This window comes from Stenotrophomonas maltophilia group sp. vghtpe118 (genome assembly GCF_052605195.1).
Window position 1 is genome coordinate 1,413,773 of record NZ_CP199672.1, and the last position, 17,009, is coordinate 1,430,781.

Genomic DNA, 17,009 nt, shown 5'->3' on the forward strand with positions numbered 1-17,009 from the left:
CCCTTACTCCAGCCCGTCCAGCAGCTCGTCGACCTTTTCCAGGGTCAGACGCTCATGGTAGTGACCGTTGATGACCATCATCGGCGCGCCACCGCAGCCGGCCAGGCACTCTTCCTCGCGCTTGAGGTAGACGCGGCCGTCAGGGGTCGATTCACCGTGCTTGATGCCCAGCTTCTTCTCGCAATGGCGCACGATGTCCTCGGCGCCATTGAGCCAGCAGCTGATGTTGGTGCAGATGGCCACGTTGTTGCGGCCCACCTTCTCGGTCTCGAACATCGAGTAGAAGCTGGCGACCTCGTAGGCCCACACCGGTGGCAGGTCCAGGTACTTGGCCACGCCGGCGATCAGTTCGTCGGTCAGCCAGCCCTGGTTCTGCTCCTGGGCCGCATGCAGGCCCTGCAGCACGGCAGAGCGCTTGCGGTCCGGCGGGAACTTGGACAGCCAGTGATCGATGTGAGCGCGGGTCTTGTCGCTCAGCACCACCATCGGGTCGACGTCGCGCGCCGCCTCGAAATTACCTGTCGCCTTCATCGGCCGACCTCAGCGAAATGCATAACGTGAAATTCCAGAAACTGCGGCGCCGGCTTGCGCCGGCTGCCTGCAGCGGGCGTTGGCGTGGCGGACGGCATTACCGGTCAACCTCGCCGAACACCAGGTCGTAGGTGCCGATCATCGCCACCACGTCAGCCAGCATGTGGCCGCGCACGACCGAATCGATCGAGGACAGGTGGGCGAAGCCCGGCGCACGCAGGTGCACGCGGAACGGCTTGTTGGCGCCATCGGAGACCAGGTAGCAGCCGAATTCGCCCTTCGGGGCTTCCACCGCCGAGTAGGTCTCGCCGGCCGGCACGCAGTAGCCTTCGCTGAACAGCTTGAAGTGGTGGATCAGCGCTTCCATGTCGTCCTTCATGTCCTCGCGCCTGGGCGGAGCGACCTTGAAGTTCTTCACCATCACCGGGCCCGGGTTGGCCTTCAGCCACGCCACGCACTGCTTGATGATGCGGTTGGATTCGCGCATTTCGGCAACGCGGACCAGATAGCGGTCGTAGCAGTCGCCTTCCTTGCCCAGCGGGATGTCGAAATCGACGGCATCGTACTTGGCGTACGGACGCTTCTTGCGCAGGTCCCAGGCAATGCCCGAACCGCGCAGCATCACGCCGGTCATGCCCCACTGGTGGGCCAGTTCGGGAGTGACCACGCCGATGCCGACGGTACGCTGCTTCCAGATGCGGTTGTCGGTCAGCAGGGTTTCGTATTCGTCGATGCGCTTGGGGAACTCGACGGTGAAGTTCTCCAGGAAGTCCAGCAGCGAACCCTCGCGCGAAGCATTGAGCTGCTTCAGCGCCTTGCCCTTGTGCCAGCGCGATTCCTTGTACTTCGGCATGTGGTCCGGCAGGTCGCGGTAGACACCGCCCGGACGGTAGTACGCCGCGTGCATGCGCGCGCCGGAAACCGCTTCGTAGCAGTCCATCAGCTCTTCGCGTTCGCGGAAGGCGTACAGCATCACCGCCATCGCGCCCAGGTCGAGCGCGTTGGAGCCCAGCCACATCAGGTGGTTGAGGATGCGGGTGATTTCATCGTACATGGTGCGGATGTACTGGGCACGCTCCGGCGCCTCGATGCCCATCAGGGTCTCGATCGCGCGTACGTAGGCGTGCTCGTTGCACATCATCGACACGTAGTCCAGTCGATCCATGTAGCCGATCGACTGGTTGAACGGCTTGGACTCGGCCAGCTTTTCGGTACCACGGTGCAGCAGACCCACGTGCGGGTCGGCGCGCATGATGGTTTCACCGTCCATTTCCAGGATCAGGCGCAGCACACCGTGAGCGGCCGGATGCTGCGGGCCGAAGTTCATGGTGTAGTTGCGGATTTCCTGCCGGCTCTCGGCGGCGTTGCTGGCGAATGCTTCGCCGGCCTGGTGTACGTGGCTCACTTCACTGCCTCCTGCGCGCGCTCACCTTCTGCGGTCTGCAGACGGGCGTCGTCGCGGATCACGCGCGGCACGCCGACACGCGGCTCCACCGAGGTGACCGGTTCGTAGATCACGCGCTTCTTCTCTTCGTCGTAGCGGACTTCGACATTGCCGATCAGCGGGAAGTCCTTGCGGAACGGATGGCCGACGAAACCGTAGTCGGTCAGGATCCGGCGCAGGTCCGGGTGGCCTTCGAAGATCACGCCGTACAGGTCGAACGCCTCGCGCTCGAACCAGTTCAGGCCCGGCCAGATACTGGTCAGCGAGGACACCACCGGCAGCGCTTCGTCAGGAGCGAAGCAGCGCAGGTGCATCATCAGGTTGTGCTGGTAGGAACGCAGCTGCGCGACCACGGCGAAGCGCTGGGTCGGCATGTGCTGCGGGCGGGCACCGTCGGCACCGTTTTCCTCGGTGGGGAACTCGCCCCACGCGAAGCGGCCCTGGGCCTTGCCTTCGACGCCTCGGCTGAAGCCCTGCGAGGACACATCGGCGGTGTCCCATTCGTCGGAGCCATAACCGAGGTAGTCGACGCCGCACAGATCCACGGCCTGCTCGAAACCAAACTCGTCACGCAGCGCCAGGGCGGTGGCGTGCCACTCGGCGGCAGGCACTTCCAGCGTCACTTCGCCGCGGGGTTCGACCACGATGACCTTCGCACCAGCGAAACGTGCGGAGAGTCGGTCGATGAAGGATGCTTGCTCTGCCATGGGGGCTTGGCGCGCTCTAGTCAGGTGAAGGGGTCAGCGGGCGATGGTCTGTGTACGCCAGATCTTCTTCTGCAGCTGCAGGATCCCGTACACCAGCGCCTCGGCGGTCGGCGGGCAGCCCGGGACGTAGACGTCCACCGGCACCACGCGATCACAGCCGCGCACCACAGAATAGGAGTAGTGGTAGTAGCCGCCACCGTTGGCGCAGCTACCCATCGAGATGACCCACTTCGGGTCCGGCATCTGGTCGTAGACCTTGCGCAGCGCCGGGGCCATCTTGTTGACCAGGGTACCGGCCACGATCATCACGTCGGACTGACGCGGCGACGGGCGGAACACCACGCCGTAGCGATCCAGGTCCAGGCGCGCGGCGCCGGCGTGCATCATCTCGACGGCGCAGCAGGCCAGGCCGAAGGTCATCGGCCACATCGAGCCGGTGCGCGCCCAGTTCAGCAGTGCGTCGACGCTGGTGGTGACGAAGCCCTTTTCCAGCAGCGGGTTGTCGCCTTCCGGCCGCAGGATGTCATCAACCCGGCCTTCCGGCGACGGATTGTTCATGAGGCCATCGAGCGTCTGAATCACTCCCATTCCAGCGCTCCCTTCTTCCAGACGTAAATGAAACCGAGGAACAGCATGCCGACGAACAGGCCCATGGTGACCAGCGAACGGGCGCCCAGTTCCATGAAGACCTGGGTCCACGGCACGATGAAGATGATTTCCAGGTCGAAGACGATGAACTGGATCGCGATCAGGTAGTAGCGCACGTCGAACTTCATGCGCGCGTCTTCGAAGGCTTCGAAGCCGCACTCATACGGCGACAGCTTTTCCAGATCGGGGCGGCGGGGACCGAGGAATCGACCAACCAGCATCAGCGTAACGCCGATACCGGTGGCAACGATCAGAAACAGCAGAGACGGCAAATATTCGGCCAGCACAGCGATTCTCTCTTGCCTCTGCCGCTGCGCCTGCAGGCGCTTTGGCATGGGGGAGTGGACGGGAACCTGCCTGGCGCCTTGCGCGCCAGACGAACCCGCTTTACTTACAAATGGTGCCCAAGAGGGGACTCGAACCCCTACGACTTGCGTCGCTACCACCTCAAGGTAGTGCGTCTACCAATTCCGCCACCTGGGCAAACGATCACATCAGACTATCTTTCCGATGCGCCGCGTATTGTAACCGGCTTCAGTCTTTCTGGGAGCCTTCCGAAGGCTTTTCTTCACCAGAAACCGAAGATTCCGCCTGAGCCGGCACATTGGCGGCCGGAACCGGGGCTGCCGGGACCGCATCGGCCTTCGGGACGGCCGGCAGCTCGCCCGCCGGCGCCGCCGGAGCGGTCGCTGCCGGGGCGGACATCAGACCCAGATCCTGGTCGGCCGCCGGACGGGTGCCGTGACCGGCATACCAGGCCATGAAGAGGCTGATGCCAAAGAACACGACAGCCAGCCACTTGGTCGACTTGGACAGGAAGTTCGAGGCGCCACGCGCACCGAACACCGTGCCCGAGGCACCGGCACCAAAGCCCGAACCTGCCGCCGCACCCGAGCCACGCTGCATCAGGATCAGCGCGATCATGGCCACAGCGACCAGCACGTAGACGACATTGAGGATCAACATCAGCATTGGAAACCGCCCTCGGACAATACTTCTAGGATTAGTTCGCGGCCGCCGCCCGTGCGATGGCCAGGAAGTCCGCGGCCACCAGGGAGGCGCCGCCGACCAGCCCACCATCGACATCCGGCTGCGCGAACAGTTCCCCGGCATTGTCGGGCTTCACGCTACCGCCGTAAACAATGGGCAGTGAATCGGCGATTCTAGCATCGATACGCGCGACTTCGCCACGGATGAACGCGTGCACCTGCTGCGCCTGCTCCTTGCTGGCGGTACGGCCGGTGCCGATGGCCCAGACCGGCTCGTAGGCGACCACGGCGCTGGCGAAACCGGCCGCACCGGCCAGTTCCAGTACCGGCGCCAGCTGGCTGGCGATGACCGTTTCGGTCTGCCCGGCCTCCCGCTGTTCCAGGGTCTCGCCCACGCACAGCACCGGGACCAGGCCAGCATGCTGGGCGGCGGCGAACTTGCGCGCGACCAGCTCGCTGCTTTCATGGTGGTACTGGCGGCGTTCGGAGTGGCCGACCAGGCCATAGCGGGCCCCGACCTCGACCAGCATGGCTGCGCAGACCTCGCCGGTGTAGGCGCCCTTCTCGTTGCTGCTGACGTCCTGTGCACCAAAGGCCAGGCCGGTCGCGCCGAAGTCCTCGACCAGCTCGCCCAGGTACGGCAGCGGCGGCAGGATCACCACGTCCACGCCCTCCAGCGGCAGCCCGGCGGCCACCTGCTCCAGCAGTTCATTGGCGAATTGACGGCTGCCGTGCAGCTTCCAGTTTCCGGCGACGATCTTGCGGCGCATGAGCGGGTGGCTCCTGTGTGAAGTCAGCCGGTCATGATACCCGCTACGGCAAAAATCCGTTTCCGTGTAAGCGGTTACATGGATTTTCAGCCAACGGCGCAGCCCCTCGTGGCGGGGGTCGGGTTGGTCGCGGAGAGCCCGGCTGGATCTGGGGCTTGGCCGCGGCATGGATGCCGCGAACACCCCCGTCATCCCCGCCCGCCCGGCCTCTGACACATTCCGACGGTTCCGCCCGCCACGGAAAGAAAAAAGAAGAGCAAGAGCAAAAGCGGCATTCCGGGTGCCCTGCCCCACTTCGATCTGACAGATCTCATCCACGCATGGCGTGGATCTACCGTGTCGACCAAGGTCGACACCTACCGAGAATCGGGATTTACCCACCGTCACCGGGAAACTGTCGGGGGTGGGGCGGTGTGGGTTGGCAGGACCGTTGGCGCCATGGATGGCGCCATCGAGCCCCCATGGACGGGTTCACGGCGTGTCCTGCCAACCCACGCCGCCCCGCTCAACCGGCACGAATCCAGAGCCGCTTTGGCTTTGGGCTTGCTGGCCAGCGGCCGGCACTACCGCGGGCGCAGGGTGCGACCCTGCAAAAAACAAGGCCGCCTTTCGGCGGCCTCACTTCTCTTTACTTCAGCTTGATCTCGCGCAGGCGCTCCTCGAGGAAGCCGTGGGCGGTGATCGGCTCCGGGTACCGGCTCGGGTTCTCCGGGGTGATGCACGAGGGCAGCACGTCGATCAGGAAGTCCGGGTTCGGGTGCAGGAAGAACGGCACCGAGTAGCGCGGCTGGCGCGCCAGCTCGCCCGGAGGATTGACCACGCGGTGGATGGTCGACGGATACACATGGTTGGTCAGGCGCTGCAGCATGTCGCCGATGTTGACCACGATGGTGTCCGCGTCCGAGGTGAACGGCACCCACTCGCCGTCGTGCGACTGCACTTCCAGGCCCGCGGCACTGGCACCCACCAGCAAGGTGATGAAGTTGATGTCGCCATGAGCACCGGCACGAACGTTCGGGATGTCGTCGGTGGTGATCGGCGGGTAGTGGATCGGGCGCAGGATCGAATTGCCGAAGTTGGTCTTGTCGGCGAAGAAATTCTCCGGCAGGCCGATGTGCAGGGCGAGCGCCGACAGCACGCGCGACCCCAGGTTGTCCAGCGCCTGGTACAGGCCGTACCCCCGCTCGCGGAAGCCCTCTACTTCGGTCGGCCACAGGTTCGGCGCCATCACGTCACGGTACTTGGAGTCGTCGGCGATCTCGCGGCCGATGTGCCAGAACTCCTTCAGGTCGAAGTGCTTGGAGCCCTTGGCGGTCTCCACGCCGAAGGGGGTATAGCCGCGGGCCCCGCCGCTGCCAGGCACGTGGTACTTGCGCTTGACCTCTTCCGGCAGGGCGAAGAAGGCCTTGAAGGCATCGTAGGCCGCGTCGATGTCGGCCTGCGGGATGCCGTGGTTGCGGATGCCCGCGAATCCCCATTGGCGATAGGCCGCGCCCAGCTCGGCCACGAAGGCCTCGCGGTCGCTGTCGAAACGGGTGATGTCGAGGGTGGGGATCTGGCTCACAGCGGTTCCTGGCTTGTCATTGGGTCTGGGGGGCCAGCGCATTCATGGCCCGCCTGAACATTGTGACAGATCGCCCGGGGGACGCCACTCGATACGAAGAAACAAACCGATACAATGCGCGACCCGCGCGCGGATTAACGCTTCCGTCACGTGGGGCCCGACCTTTTCCCCGCTCCCTGAATCCGCTTCGCCATGTCTGCAGCCGCCCCTGCCGCACTCGCCCTTGAAGGCTTCACCCGGCGTTGGCGCCGGCTGGCCTGGTGGTCGCTGTTCGTCGCCGGCAATGCGGTCCTGGCTGCGGCGATCGCACTGGGCAACGTGCCGCTGCGGGACAATCCAGGCGGCAGCGCGGGCCTGGCCTACCTCGCGATCGCCCTGCCCGGCCACCTGCTCGCGTTCGGCGCGCTGGCCGGCCTGCTGCCGTTGCTGCTGGGGCTGTGGCCACGCACTGCCCGTACGCTGAGCATCAGCGCCGTTCTCCTGCAGGGCCTGTGGCTGTGCCTGCTGCTGGTCGACGCCAAGGTGTTCACCCTGTACCGCTTCCACCTCAACGCCATGGTCGTGAACATGGTGTTCGGCGGCGCCCTGCAGGACCAGGTCGCCCTGTCCTGGAAGACCTGGCTGCAGGTCGCGCTGCTGGTCGCCGCGGTCTTCGCCGCCGAAGGCCTGCTGGCCTGGGCGTGCTGGAAGCTGCTGCCGGCAGTGCCGCGCCGGCGACGGGTGCTGCAGGCGTGGGCAGCGGTCGCGCTTCTGATGGCCGGCGGCCAGGTGGCCACCGCCTACTACGACGCCCGCGGCGACCGCGATGTGATCGCGCAGTGGAACTACCTGCCGTGGGCGCAACCGATCACCGCCAAGAGCTTCATGCGGCGCCTGGGCGTGGTCAGCCAGCAGCAGGCCGGCCTGCCCGACCCGCGCCATGCGCAGCTGCAGTACCCACTGCACCCGCTGCGGTGCCAGAACCCGCATCGTCCCAATGTGCTGATGGTGGTGCTGGAATCGCTGCGCCAGGACGTGCTGACACCGCAGCTGATGCCCAACACGTCGGCGCTGGCGCAGGACGCGCGCGTGTTCGACCAGCACTTCAGCACCGGCAATGCCACCCGCTACGGCCTGTTCGGGCTGCTGTACGGCCTGCCCGGTGGTTACTGGCCAAGCATGCTCGACGAGCAGCGCGGCTCGCAGCTGTTCCAGGTGCTGGGCCAGCAGGGCTACGACCTGCACCTGTACGGCAGTGCGCCGTTGTACAGCCCGGAATTCGATCGCACGGCATTCGCCGATGTGCGCGACCAGCTGCACCAGGGGCCATCGGCACTGAAGTCCGACGGCCGCGACCGCGCGATCATCAGTGCACTGCAGCAGGACATCCGCGCCAGCCAGGCGGCGCAGCGCCCGTGGTTTGGCTTCGTGTTCCTCGACTCCACCCACGCGCCGTACCACATGCCCGATGGTTACCCGCCCGTGGCGACGCCGATGGCTGCGGACATCGACTTCCTCAAATTCGGCCCGGAGCATGACCCGACGCCGGAACTCAACCGCTACCGCACCGCCGTGCACTACGCAGACAGCCTGATCGGCTCGCTGCTGGACGACCTGCGCGCACAGGGCCTGGCCGAGGACACCATCGTGCTGGTCACCGGCGACCATGCCGAAGAGTTCAACGACCTCAAGCTGAACTATTGGGGCCACAACGGCAACTTCTCCGACTACCAGCTGCAGGTCCCGTTCGTGCTGCATTGGCCAGGCAGGGCCGCTGGCCGCGACGCCCGCACCAGCTCGCACGAAGACTGGGTACCGACACTGATGCGCCATGCGCTGGGCTGCGAGAACGCGCTGAGCGATTACAGCACCGGCCAGGACCTGCTGGCCGAACCGCAGGGCCCGCGTGCCCTGGTGGTCGAAAGCTGGTCGCAGCGCGCGATACGCCATGGCGACGCGATCTACGTGTTCGACAAGTTCGGCAACGCCACAGCGCTGGACCGGCACTACCTCCCGCTGCCCCAGCAGGCCCCTGATGCGGCTGCCGTACGCACTGCATGGGAAGCGTTGACCCGCTTCCGCAATCGTTGACCTTCAAGGATCGATCCCGCATGAACCGTCCGCTGCGCATCCTGCACACCGAAGCCGCCAAGGGAATGGGCGGACAGGAGATCTACATCTTCCGCCACATGCAGGTGATGCGCGCGCGTGGCCATGAGGTGGCGCTGCTGTGCCAGCCCGAAGCGCGCCTGGCCAAGCTGGCACGCGACGACGGTTTCACCGTGTACACCCTGCGCATGGGGGGCCTGCTGCGCCTGCTGCGCGGCATCTGGTCGGTCTCGCGCCTGGTGCGTCGCGAGCGCTACGACGTGGTCAACACCACCAGCCGCCGTGACGCGCTGATCGCCGCCGCCGGTGCACGCCTGGGCGGCACACCGCTGGTAATACGCTCGCGCCACCTGATGAGCCCGGTCAACTCGCTGCTGACCTATACCGGCCTGCCGCACCGGGTGATGACCGTCAGCAGCTTCGTCAAGCAGCTGCTGACCGAGCGCGGCATTCCGGCCGAGCACATCGGTATCGTGCCGCCAATTGCAGTCCCGCCGCGCTGGAGCGAGATCCGCAAGGCCGATCCCTGGCAATGCCTGCAGGAGGTGCGCGCGGAGGTGCGCGCCGAGCTCGGTTTCAGCGAGCAGGACATCGTGGTCGGTTGCGTGGCGGTGCTGCGCGGACCCAAGGGGCATGCCGACCTCCTGCAGGCGATGGTGCCGCTGTGCAGGACGCATCCGAACCTGCACCTGGTGGTGATCGGCGATGGCCAGCCGGTCATGGATCGGCTGCAGGCGCTGCGCGACGAGCATGGGCTGCAGCAACAGGTCCACCTGCTCGGCTATCGTGACGGCGCGTGCCGGCTGATGGCCGGCTTCGACATCTTCGCGCTGGCTTCGCACAAGGAAGCGGCCGGTACCGTGTTGCTGGAGGCTGCCTATGTCGGGGTACCGATCGTGGCCACGCGCGTAGGTGGCGTGCCGGAGATGGTGGTCGATGGCAGCAATGCGATCCTCACCCGATTGGGCGACAATGCAGCCCTGACAGGCGCACTGCGCCTGCTGGTGGAAGATCCGGAACGGCGGCGGCAGATGGGCCGCGCCGGGTGGGACTGGATGCACAGCGCGCACCGGTTCACCCCCGATGGCCACGGTGAGACCACCGAACACTACTACCGCCAGTGGCTGAAGGAGCTGGGACATGGCTGATGCCCGAACCGTACCGGTGCTCATGCACCACCACGTCAGTCCGTCGCCGGGCATGATCACCGTGTCACCGGAGAATTTCGAAAGCCAGATCGCCTGGTTGGCCGGCAACGGCTGGACTTCGCTGACACTGGACCAGTACGCCGGCTTCCTGGCCGGCAAGCCGGTGCCGCGCAAGTCGATCGTGATCACCTTCGACGATGGCTACCTGGACAACTGGGTGTATGCGCACCCGATCCTGCAGAAGTACGGCATGCACGCAGTGGTGTTCGTGGTCACCGGCTGGATGGGTGAAGGCCCGGAGCGGCCCCATGCGGGGCTTGCCGGAGCAGTGCTGCCTGCCACGCCGGACCACCGCGGTTGCGAAGCGGCCATCTACGAGCAGAACCGCAGCGACGACGTGATGATGCGCTGGAGCGAAGCGCGCGCGGCCATCGCCGCCGGCACCTTCGAAGTGCATTGCCACACCCATACCCACACCCGCTGGCTGCGCCGCGACGACCTGGACCGCGCACAGCGCCGTGCGGGCCTGAGCCACGACCTGGCAGTCTCGCGCGAAGTCCTGCGGGACAAGCTCGGCGAGGTGTCCGATACGCTGTGCTGGCCTTACGGCGATTTCGACCAGGACCACATCGAGGTGGCACGCGAGCACGGCTTCCGCTACCTGCACACCACCCACCCGTTCGGCCGTAACGTGGTCGGCGGCGATCCGGAACGCATCTACCGCTTCGCGATCCGCAACCGCCCGGCGAGCTGGTTGCGCAAGCGCATCGCCCAGAGCCACCCCCCTGATCGCGCCGCTGTTCAATGGCTTCAAGGCGCGGCAGAAGAAGATGGTGCCGGGGCCGTGAGCCTCGCGCAGCCTTGCCGCCTGAACGAAAAAACGCCCCGGCATTGCGGGGCGTTTCTGTTTGGGCAAATGCACAGCTGCCTCAGGCGGCGGCTTCACGGACCGCTGCAGACAGGCGGTCCAGCGTGTCCTGCATCAGCGTTGCATCATCGGCCTCGACCGTGACACGCACCACCGGCTCGGTACCGGACGGGCGCAGGAACGCACGGCCACGGCCGGCCACTGACTGCTGCGCGACGGCCAGCGCGGCCTGCACGCTGTCGGCCTGCACGGTGGCCTTGGCCGAGACATTGCCCAGCCGCACGTTGACCGTCTTCTGCGGCACCCGCACCAGCCCCTTCAATGCCTGGCGCAGGGTCTGCCCGCTGTTGCGCAACGCCACCAGCACCTGCAGCGCACTGACGATGCCGTCACCGGTGGTGGCCCGATCCAGGCACAGCAGGTGGCCGGAGGCTTCGCCGCCGAGCACCCCACCGCCTTCGATCAGCGCCTGGTGCACATAGCGATCACCGACATTGCTGCGCACGAACGGAATCTGCAGATCGGCGAAGGCCTTCTCCACGCCGTAGTTGCTCATCAGCGTGCCGACCACCGGGCCGCGCAGGCGGCCTTCGGCTTTCCATGCCCGGGCCAGGATGTAAAGCAGGTCGTCGCCGTCGACCGGGTTGCCCTGGTCGTCGGCCATCAGCACGCGGTCGCCGTCGCCGTCGAAGGCAATGCCGAGATCGGCGCGGGTTTCGCGGACCTTGGCCGCGAGATTGTCGATATGGGTGGAGCCCACGCCGGCGTTGATGTTGACGCCGTTTGGCTCGGCGCCAATGCCGATCACCTCGGCACCCAGCTCGCGGAACAGCAGCGGTGCGATCTGGTAGGTGGCGCCGTGCGCGCAGTCCAGCACCAGGCGTACGCCACGCAGGTCGAACGCGCGCGGCACGCTGGCCTTGCAGAACTCGATGTAGCGGCCGACCGCCTCGCGGCCACGCGACGCCTTGCCCAGCTTCTCTGATTCGACGGTGGTGAACGGAACGTCCAGCGCCGCTTCGAGGGCAAGCTCGGTGGCATCGTCGAGCTTCTCGCCCTGGGCGGAGAAGAACTTGATGCCGTTGTCGTAGTGCGGGTTGTGCGAGGCACTGATGACGATGCCGGCATCCACGCCCAGCGTACGGGTCAGGAACGCCACCGCCGGCGTCGGCATCGGCCCCAGCAGCTGCACGTCGGCACCGGCGGCCACCAGGCCGGCTTCCAGCGCCGCCTCGAACATGTAGCCGGAAATGCGGGTGTCCTTGCCGATCACCACGATCGGCCGGCGCCCGTCCTGGCCGCGCTGGGCGACCAGGACACGGCCCAGGGCGTTGCCCAGGCGCAGCACGAAGTCGGCCGAGATCACGCCCTGGCCGACCCGGCCACGGATGCCATCAGTACCAAAGTACTTGCGGCCTCCCATCAAGCCACCTCCGGCGCCGGCTGACGGCCCAGCATCGCCAGCAGGTCGGACAGGCGGTCGCGCAGCTCGCGGCGATCGCAGATCTGGTCGATGGCACCATGTTCGAGCAGGAACTCCGAGCGCTGGAAGCCTTCCGGCAGTTTCTCGCGCACGGTCTGCTCGATCACGCGCGGGCCGGCGAAGCCGATCAGCGCCTGCGGTTCGGCGATGTTGATGTCGCCCAGCATCGCAAAGGAGGCCGAGACACCCCCGGTGGTCGGATGGGTCAGCACCGAGATGTACGGCAGCCCGGCTTCACGCAGCTTGCCCAGCGCGGCCGAGGTCTTGGCCATCTGCATCAGCGAGAACAGGCCTTCCTGCATGCGGGCGCCACCGCTCTGCGAGAAGCACACGTAGGGCGCCCCGATCTCGACTGCGGTTTCTGCGGCCAGTGCGAAACGCTCGCCGACCACCGAGCCCATCGAGCCGCCCATGAAGGCGAAGTCGAAAGACGATGCCACCAGCGCACGGCCCTTGAGCAGGCCGCGCATGGCGATCAGCGCGTCGTACTCGCCGGTATTCTTCTGCGCGATCTTGATGCGCTCGCTGTACTTCTTCTGGTCCTTGAACTTGAGCAGGTCGGTCGGCCCCAGGCGCGCACCGATCTCGGTGGTGCTGTCGGCGTCGAACAGGGCGGCCAGGCGCGCGCGCGCGCGGATCGCCATGTGATGGCCGCACTTCGGGCAGACTTCCAGGTTCTCTTCCAGTTCCGGACGGTACAACGCGCTGCCGCAGTTGCTGCACTTTTCCCACAGGCCCTCGGGGACACTGCGCTTCTTGCTGGGGGTGTTGTCGGTGCGGATGCCGGACGGCATCAACTTGCTGAGCCAACTCATGCGGGAGGACACTTCCGTTCAGGGCGGCCCTGGGGCCGCAAAGGCGGACAGTCTAGCTCCGCTTTCCCCGCCCGTGCACCCCCTTGCCAGCCGCGGGGCAGCGGGAAAAAACCATGCTGGGACGTACGTTTAGGTGCTGGACGGTGCCCGCCGCCGGCCGGCAGCCCTTGCGTGCAGACCTATGGGTAGTGCCGGCCGCTGGCCGGCAGCCCTTGCACGCGAGCCCTCGGGAGGATGCCGGCCAGCGGCCGGCACTACCGTTCCGCGTCCAGCGCCTGCCGCAGCGGGGCGAGGAAGGCCCGGGCGCGCTGCACCGCGTCTTCCGCCGAGCCCGCTTCCGCCAGCGCCGCCACCAGCGCGCTTCCGACCACCACGCCATCGGCCTGGCGGGCCATGGCCGCGGCACTGGCGGCATCCTTGATACCGAAGCCCGCCACCACCGGCACCGATGCGCGCGCGCGCAACGCCTGCAGGCGGGTACTGGCGGCATCGCTGTCCAGGCGCTCGGACGCGCCGGTGACACCGGCAAAGCTGACGTAGTAGAGATAGCCACGGGCCAGCGCCAGCAGCTTGTCGGCTCGCGCCTCGCTGGTGGTCGGCGACGCCAGCAGGACCAGTGCAAGGCCGGCTGCGTCGAACGCCTGCTGGGCATCGCCCGCTTCTTCCGGCGGCAGGTCGACCAGCAGCACGCCGTCCACGCCGGCGTCGACGGCGGCCTTGGCGAAGGCCGCGTAGCCATGGATCTCCACCGGGTTGAGGTAGCCCATCAGCACCACGGGGGTCTGCGCATCGCGTTGGCGGAACTGCGCCACGGCCTGCAGGACGTAGCGGCTGCCGGCGCCGCGTGCCAGCGCGCGCTCGGAGCTGCGCTGGATGGTCGGGCCATCGGCCATCGGGTCGGAAAACGGCACGCCCAGTTCGATCACGTCGGCGCCGGCCTCGACCAGTGCGTGCATGACCGGCACGGTCGCCTCCAGCGAGGGATCACCGGCGGTGACGAAGGGAATCAGCGCCTTGCGCTGCTGTTCGCGCAGACGCAGGAAACAGGCATCGAGTCGGGATACGGGCATTTCAGGCACATCCTTCAATCAGTTCAATCGCATCGCTGGTTCCCCAGTACATCCGGGTGACCTTCCCTTCAAACAGTTCCAGGCGGATGCCCAGGTCCGAACCCGGGTCCTGCCAGGTGAGGTACTCGCCCTGGTCACCGTCGTAGGCATGCGGGCTGGATACCGGCGGCTTCGGGAACTGCGCCATGGCCTGGGCACGGGTCATGCCGATGCGCAGGCCGAAGGGACCGGGCTGTTCAACCGGCAGCTCCGGGTCGTCGCCCGGCTTCAGATCAAATCGGACCACGCGGTCGTCGTCGGTCATCATCGACACGCCCGGCGGCAACCCCCTGCCGTCGTAGTACTCGCAGTCGCCTTCGAAGAACTCTTTCGCGCCCTGTGCCTTCCACGGCCCCAGTGACTTCAGGTCCCCCATGTGCTGGCCAACCAGCACTTCGCCGGCATGGTCCAGTGCAACCGAGGCGACGGCGGGGGCGTTGTCGCCGTTGCTCTCTTCCGCAGACGGCGGATCGACGATCGGCGTACGCGCCATCGGGTCGAGGTCATCGTTGGCGGCCGGCTGCCGTGCGGGCTGCGCGGTGGCTTTGGCAGCCGGCGCAAGCACTGGCGGTTCCGGCGGCTGGCACGCGGCCAGGCCCAGCACCAGCAGAAGCACCCCGCTGTTCCGCAGCAGCGCGCTCACAGCACCAGCCCTTCGCGAGCGGCGATGGTGTGCACGTCCTTGTCGCCACGGCCGGACAGGTTGCACAGCACGATCTGGTCACGCGGACGCTCACGCGCCAGCTTGATCGCCTGTGCCAGTGCGTGGCTGGACTCCAGTGCCGGCAGGATGCCCTCGGTATGCGCCAGCAGGTGGAAGGCCTGCAGCGCTTCTTCATCAGTGATGCCGAGGTAGCGCGCACGGCCGGTATCGGCCAGGAAAGCATGCTCCGGGCCGACGCCCGGATAGTCCAGGCCGGCCGACACCGAGTGGGTCTCGATGATCTGGCCGTCGTCGTCGCACAGCACATAGGTGCGGTTGCCATGCAGCACGCCCGGCCGACCGGCGGCGATCGATGCGGCGTGGCGGCCGGTGCCGATGCCGTCGCCGGCGGCTTCGGCGCCGACGATCTCGACCTGGCGATCGTTGAGGAAGGCGTGGAACAGGCCGATGGCGTTGCTGCCGCCGCCGACGCACGCGGTGATCGCATCGGGCAGGCGGCCATACTCGGCCAGCATCTGCTCGCGTGCCTCGCGGCCAACGATGGCGTTGAAGTCACGGACCATGCGCGGATACGGATCCGGGCCGGCCACGGTGCCGATGATGTAGAAGGTGTCCTGCACGTTGGTCACCCAGTCGCGCATCGCTTCGTTGAGCGCGTCCTTCAGGGTGGCCGAGCCGGAGGTGACCGGCACCACCGTCGCGCCAAGCAGCTTCATGCGGTAGACGTTGATCTTCTGCCGCTCGATGTCGGTGGCGCCCATGTACACCACGCATTCCAGGCCCAGGCGGGCGGCAACGGTGGCACTGGCAACACCGTGCTGGCCGGCACCGGTCTCGGCGATGATGCGCTTCTTGCCCATCCGCGCGGCCAGCAGCGCCTGGCCGATGGTGTTGTTGATCTTGTGCGCGCCGGTGTGGTTCAGGTCTTCGCGCTTGAGCAGGATCTGCGCGCCGCCGACATGGTCGCTCAGGCGCTGGGCGTGGTAGATCGGGCTCGGCCGGCCCACGTAGTGGGCCAGGTCGCGGTCGTAGGCAGCCTGGAATGACGGGTCCTGGCGGGCCTGGTCATAGGCCTGGGCCAGTTCCTGCAGCGGACCCACCAGGGTTTCGGCAACGAAGCTGCCGCCGTAGCGGCCGAAATGGCCCTGGGCATCCGGGAAGGCGTGGTAGTCGGCAATGGGGGAGGCAGACATGGAAGCGACCGCTGGTTCGAGACAGGTGGATACTCTAGCGCACGGGTCTTGACCGGAAAATGGATATTATCTGGCGCATATCGTCAGGAAATCTCACATGAGCCGTTCCCTGCTGCCGCCACTCAATGCGCTGCGTGCGTTCGAGGCCACCGCCCGTCTCGGCGGCGTCGGCCGCGCCGCACACGACCTGCATGTCACCCACGGTGCGGTCAGCCGGCAGCTGAAGCTGCTGGAAGACCATCTCGGCCTGGCGCTGTTCCAGCGTGCCGGTCGCGGCCTGCGCCTGACCGCTGCGGGCACGCGGCTGCAGGCAGCGTGCAGCGAGGCCTTCGGCGGCATCGAAGACTGCGTGCGCGAACTGCGGCGGCCGGCGGCGGCCCCGGCGCTGGTACTGGGCTGCAGCGGCAGCGTGCTGGCGCGCTGGATGATCCCGCGCCTGCCTGCGCTGCAGGCCGCCCTGCCCGGCGTGCGCCTGCAGTGGTCAGCGCTGGATGGCAGCTTCACCGAGGCACAGGCGGCACTGGATGCGGTACTGCTGCTGGCACAGGGGCCGTGGCCCCGGGGCTGGCAGGTGCGTGAGCTGGCCCCGGAACGGGTGGGCGTGGTGGTGGCCCCCTCGCATCCGGCCGCGCAGCGCCTGCGGCAGGCACCGCCCTCGGCGCTGCTGCAGGAGACGCTGCTGCACACCCGCTCACGGCCGCAGGCGTGGCCGGCGTGGGCGCAGGCGCACTCTCTGGACCCCGCGAAGCTGCAGCTGGGCACGGCCTTCGAGCATCTGTACTACCTGCTGGAGGCAGCGGTGGCCGGGCTGGGCCCGGCGATCGCACCCGAGCCACTGGTGGCCGAGGACCTGGCCGCCGGACGACTGGTCGCGCCGTGGGGGTTTGCCGCCACTGGTGGTTTCTGGGTGCTGGCGCAACCGGACGGACCACCTGATGCGCGCGTGGATGCGCTCGCCGACTGGCTGGGCCAGCAACTCCGATGACAA

The 17,009-nt window shown here is 67.0% G+C and carries 16 protein-coding genes, 1 tRNA gene and 1 pseudogene; 4 read left to right on the forward strand and 14 right to left on the reverse strand.

Annotated features, from left to right (window positions below; all coding sequences use genetic code 11):
* Positions 1 to 3: 3 nt before the first annotated feature.
* The 9 genes from nuoE to ACUDTM_RS06720 all read right to left on the reverse strand — a co-directional run bounded on the left by nuoE (position 4) and on the right by ACUDTM_RS06720 (position 6,695).
* Positions 4 to 531 carry an NADH-quinone oxidoreductase subunit NuoE gene (nuoE, locus tag ACUDTM_RS06680; RefSeq protein WP_005410460.1) on the reverse strand — a complete coding sequence of 176 codons (528 nt, stop codon included), beginning with the start codon at positions 529 to 531 and terminating at the stop codon, positions 4 to 6.
* Positions 532 to 628: 97 nt separating this feature from the next.
* Entirely contained in the window at positions 629 to 1,936 is a 1,308-nt protein-coding gene (locus ACUDTM_RS06685) for an NADH-quinone oxidoreductase subunit D (protein ID WP_005417935.1), read from the reverse strand.
* Positions 1,933 to 2,682 (reverse strand): NADH-quinone oxidoreductase subunit C, encoded by a 750-nt coding sequence (locus ACUDTM_RS06690; protein ID WP_010486428.1) that lies wholly within the window; start codon positions 2,680 to 2,682, stop codon positions 1,933 to 1,935. The genes ACUDTM_RS06685 and ACUDTM_RS06690 overlap by 4 nt, the downstream gene beginning before the upstream one ends.
* Before the next feature lie 33 nt (positions 2,683 to 2,715).
* Positions 2,716 to 3,270 (reverse strand): NuoB/complex I 20 kDa subunit family protein, encoded by a 555-nt coding sequence (locus ACUDTM_RS06695; RefSeq protein ID WP_005417936.1) that lies wholly within the window; start codon positions 3,268 to 3,270, stop codon positions 2,716 to 2,718.
* Positions 3,261 to 3,617 carry an NADH-quinone oxidoreductase subunit A gene (locus ACUDTM_RS06700; RefSeq protein WP_005417937.1) on the reverse strand — a complete coding sequence of 119 codons (357 nt, stop codon included), beginning with the start codon at positions 3,615 to 3,617 and terminating at the stop codon, positions 3,261 to 3,263. The genes ACUDTM_RS06695 and ACUDTM_RS06700 overlap by 10 nt, the downstream gene beginning before the upstream one ends.
* Before the next feature lie 111 nt (positions 3,618 to 3,728).
* Positions 3,729 to 3,813, reverse strand: a tRNA-Leu gene (locus ACUDTM_RS06705).
* A 51-nt stretch (positions 3,814 to 3,864) separates the two neighbouring features.
* Positions 3,865 to 4,302, reverse strand: coding sequence for a preprotein translocase subunit SecG (secG, locus tag ACUDTM_RS06710; RefSeq protein ID WP_049415231.1), 438 nt, complete (start codon positions 4,300 to 4,302; stop codon positions 3,865 to 3,867).
* Positions 4,303 to 4,333: 31 nt separating this feature from the next.
* Positions 4,334 to 5,089 carry a triose-phosphate isomerase gene (gene tpiA, locus ACUDTM_RS06715; protein WP_072168490.1) on the reverse strand — a complete coding sequence of 252 codons (756 nt, stop codon included), beginning with the start codon at positions 5,087 to 5,089 and terminating at the stop codon, positions 4,334 to 4,336.
* 628 nt (positions 5,090 to 5,717) lie between these two features.
* On the reverse strand, positions 5,718 to 6,695 hold the full coding sequence (locus ACUDTM_RS06720; RefSeq protein ID WP_049414703.1) for an isopenicillin N synthase family dioxygenase: 978 nt from the start codon (positions 6,693 to 6,695) through the stop codon (positions 5,718 to 5,720).
* 150 nt (positions 6,696 to 6,845) lie between these two features.
* Here ACUDTM_RS06720 and ACUDTM_RS06725 point away from each other — a divergent pair, with 150 nt between their 5' ends.
* The 3 genes and pseudogenes from ACUDTM_RS06725 to ACUDTM_RS06735 all read left to right on the forward strand — a co-directional run bounded on the left by ACUDTM_RS06725 (position 6,846) and on the right by ACUDTM_RS06735 (position 10,737).
* Positions 6,846 to 8,723, forward strand: coding sequence for a DUF3413 domain-containing protein (locus ACUDTM_RS06725; protein ID WP_072168492.1), 1,878 nt, complete (start codon positions 6,846 to 6,848; stop codon positions 8,721 to 8,723).
* A gap of 20 nt (positions 8,724 to 8,743) precedes the next feature.
* A complete protein-coding gene (locus ACUDTM_RS06730; RefSeq protein WP_227836936.1) occupies positions 8,744 to 9,889 on the forward strand; it encodes a glycosyltransferase family 4 protein in 1,146 nt (381 codons plus the stop codon).
* A pseudogene (locus ACUDTM_RS06735) lies at positions 9,882 to 10,737 on the forward strand (polysaccharide deacetylase family protein). Before ACUDTM_RS06730 ends, ACUDTM_RS06735 begins: the two are co-directional and overlap by 8 nt.
* A gap of 81 nt (positions 10,738 to 10,818) precedes the next feature.
* Here the strand turns inward: ACUDTM_RS06735 and glmM are convergent.
* The 5 genes from glmM to trpB all read right to left on the reverse strand — a co-directional run bounded on the left by glmM (position 10,819) and on the right by trpB (position 16,021).
* Entirely contained in the window at positions 10,819 to 12,180 is a 1,362-nt protein-coding gene (gene glmM, locus ACUDTM_RS06740; protein WP_072168494.1) for a phosphoglucosamine mutase, read from the reverse strand.
* Positions 12,180 to 13,055: an acetyl-CoA carboxylase, carboxyltransferase subunit beta gene (gene accD, locus ACUDTM_RS06745; RefSeq protein ID WP_005417947.1), complete on the reverse strand. Its 876-nt coding sequence runs from the start codon at positions 13,053 to 13,055 to the stop codon at positions 12,180 to 12,182. The genes glmM and accD overlap by 1 nt, the downstream gene beginning before the upstream one ends.
* Before the next feature lie 254 nt (positions 13,056 to 13,309).
* Positions 13,310 to 14,125, reverse strand: a complete 816-nt coding sequence (gene trpA, locus ACUDTM_RS06750; RefSeq protein WP_445391221.1) for a tryptophan synthase subunit alpha — start codon at positions 14,123 to 14,125, stop codon at positions 13,310 to 13,312.
* A 1-nt stretch (position 14,126) separates the two neighbouring features.
* Positions 14,127 to 14,807 carry a hypothetical protein gene (locus tag ACUDTM_RS06755; protein WP_072168496.1) on the reverse strand — a complete coding sequence of 227 codons (681 nt, stop codon included), beginning with the start codon at positions 14,805 to 14,807 and terminating at the stop codon, positions 14,127 to 14,129.
* On the reverse strand, positions 14,804 to 16,021 hold the full coding sequence (trpB, locus tag ACUDTM_RS06760; protein ID WP_072168497.1) for a tryptophan synthase subunit beta: 1,218 nt from the start codon (positions 16,019 to 16,021) through the stop codon (positions 14,804 to 14,806). The genes ACUDTM_RS06755 and trpB overlap by 4 nt, the downstream gene beginning before the upstream one ends.
* A 97-nt stretch (positions 16,022 to 16,118) precedes the next feature.
* On the opposite strand from trpB, the gene ACUDTM_RS06765 reads away from it, so the two are divergent.
* Positions 16,119 to 17,006: a LysR family transcriptional regulator gene (locus tag ACUDTM_RS06765; RefSeq protein ID WP_252745399.1), complete on the forward strand. Its 888-nt coding sequence runs from the start codon at positions 16,119 to 16,121 to the stop codon at positions 17,004 to 17,006.
* Positions 17,007 to 17,009 lie beyond the last annotated feature (3 nt).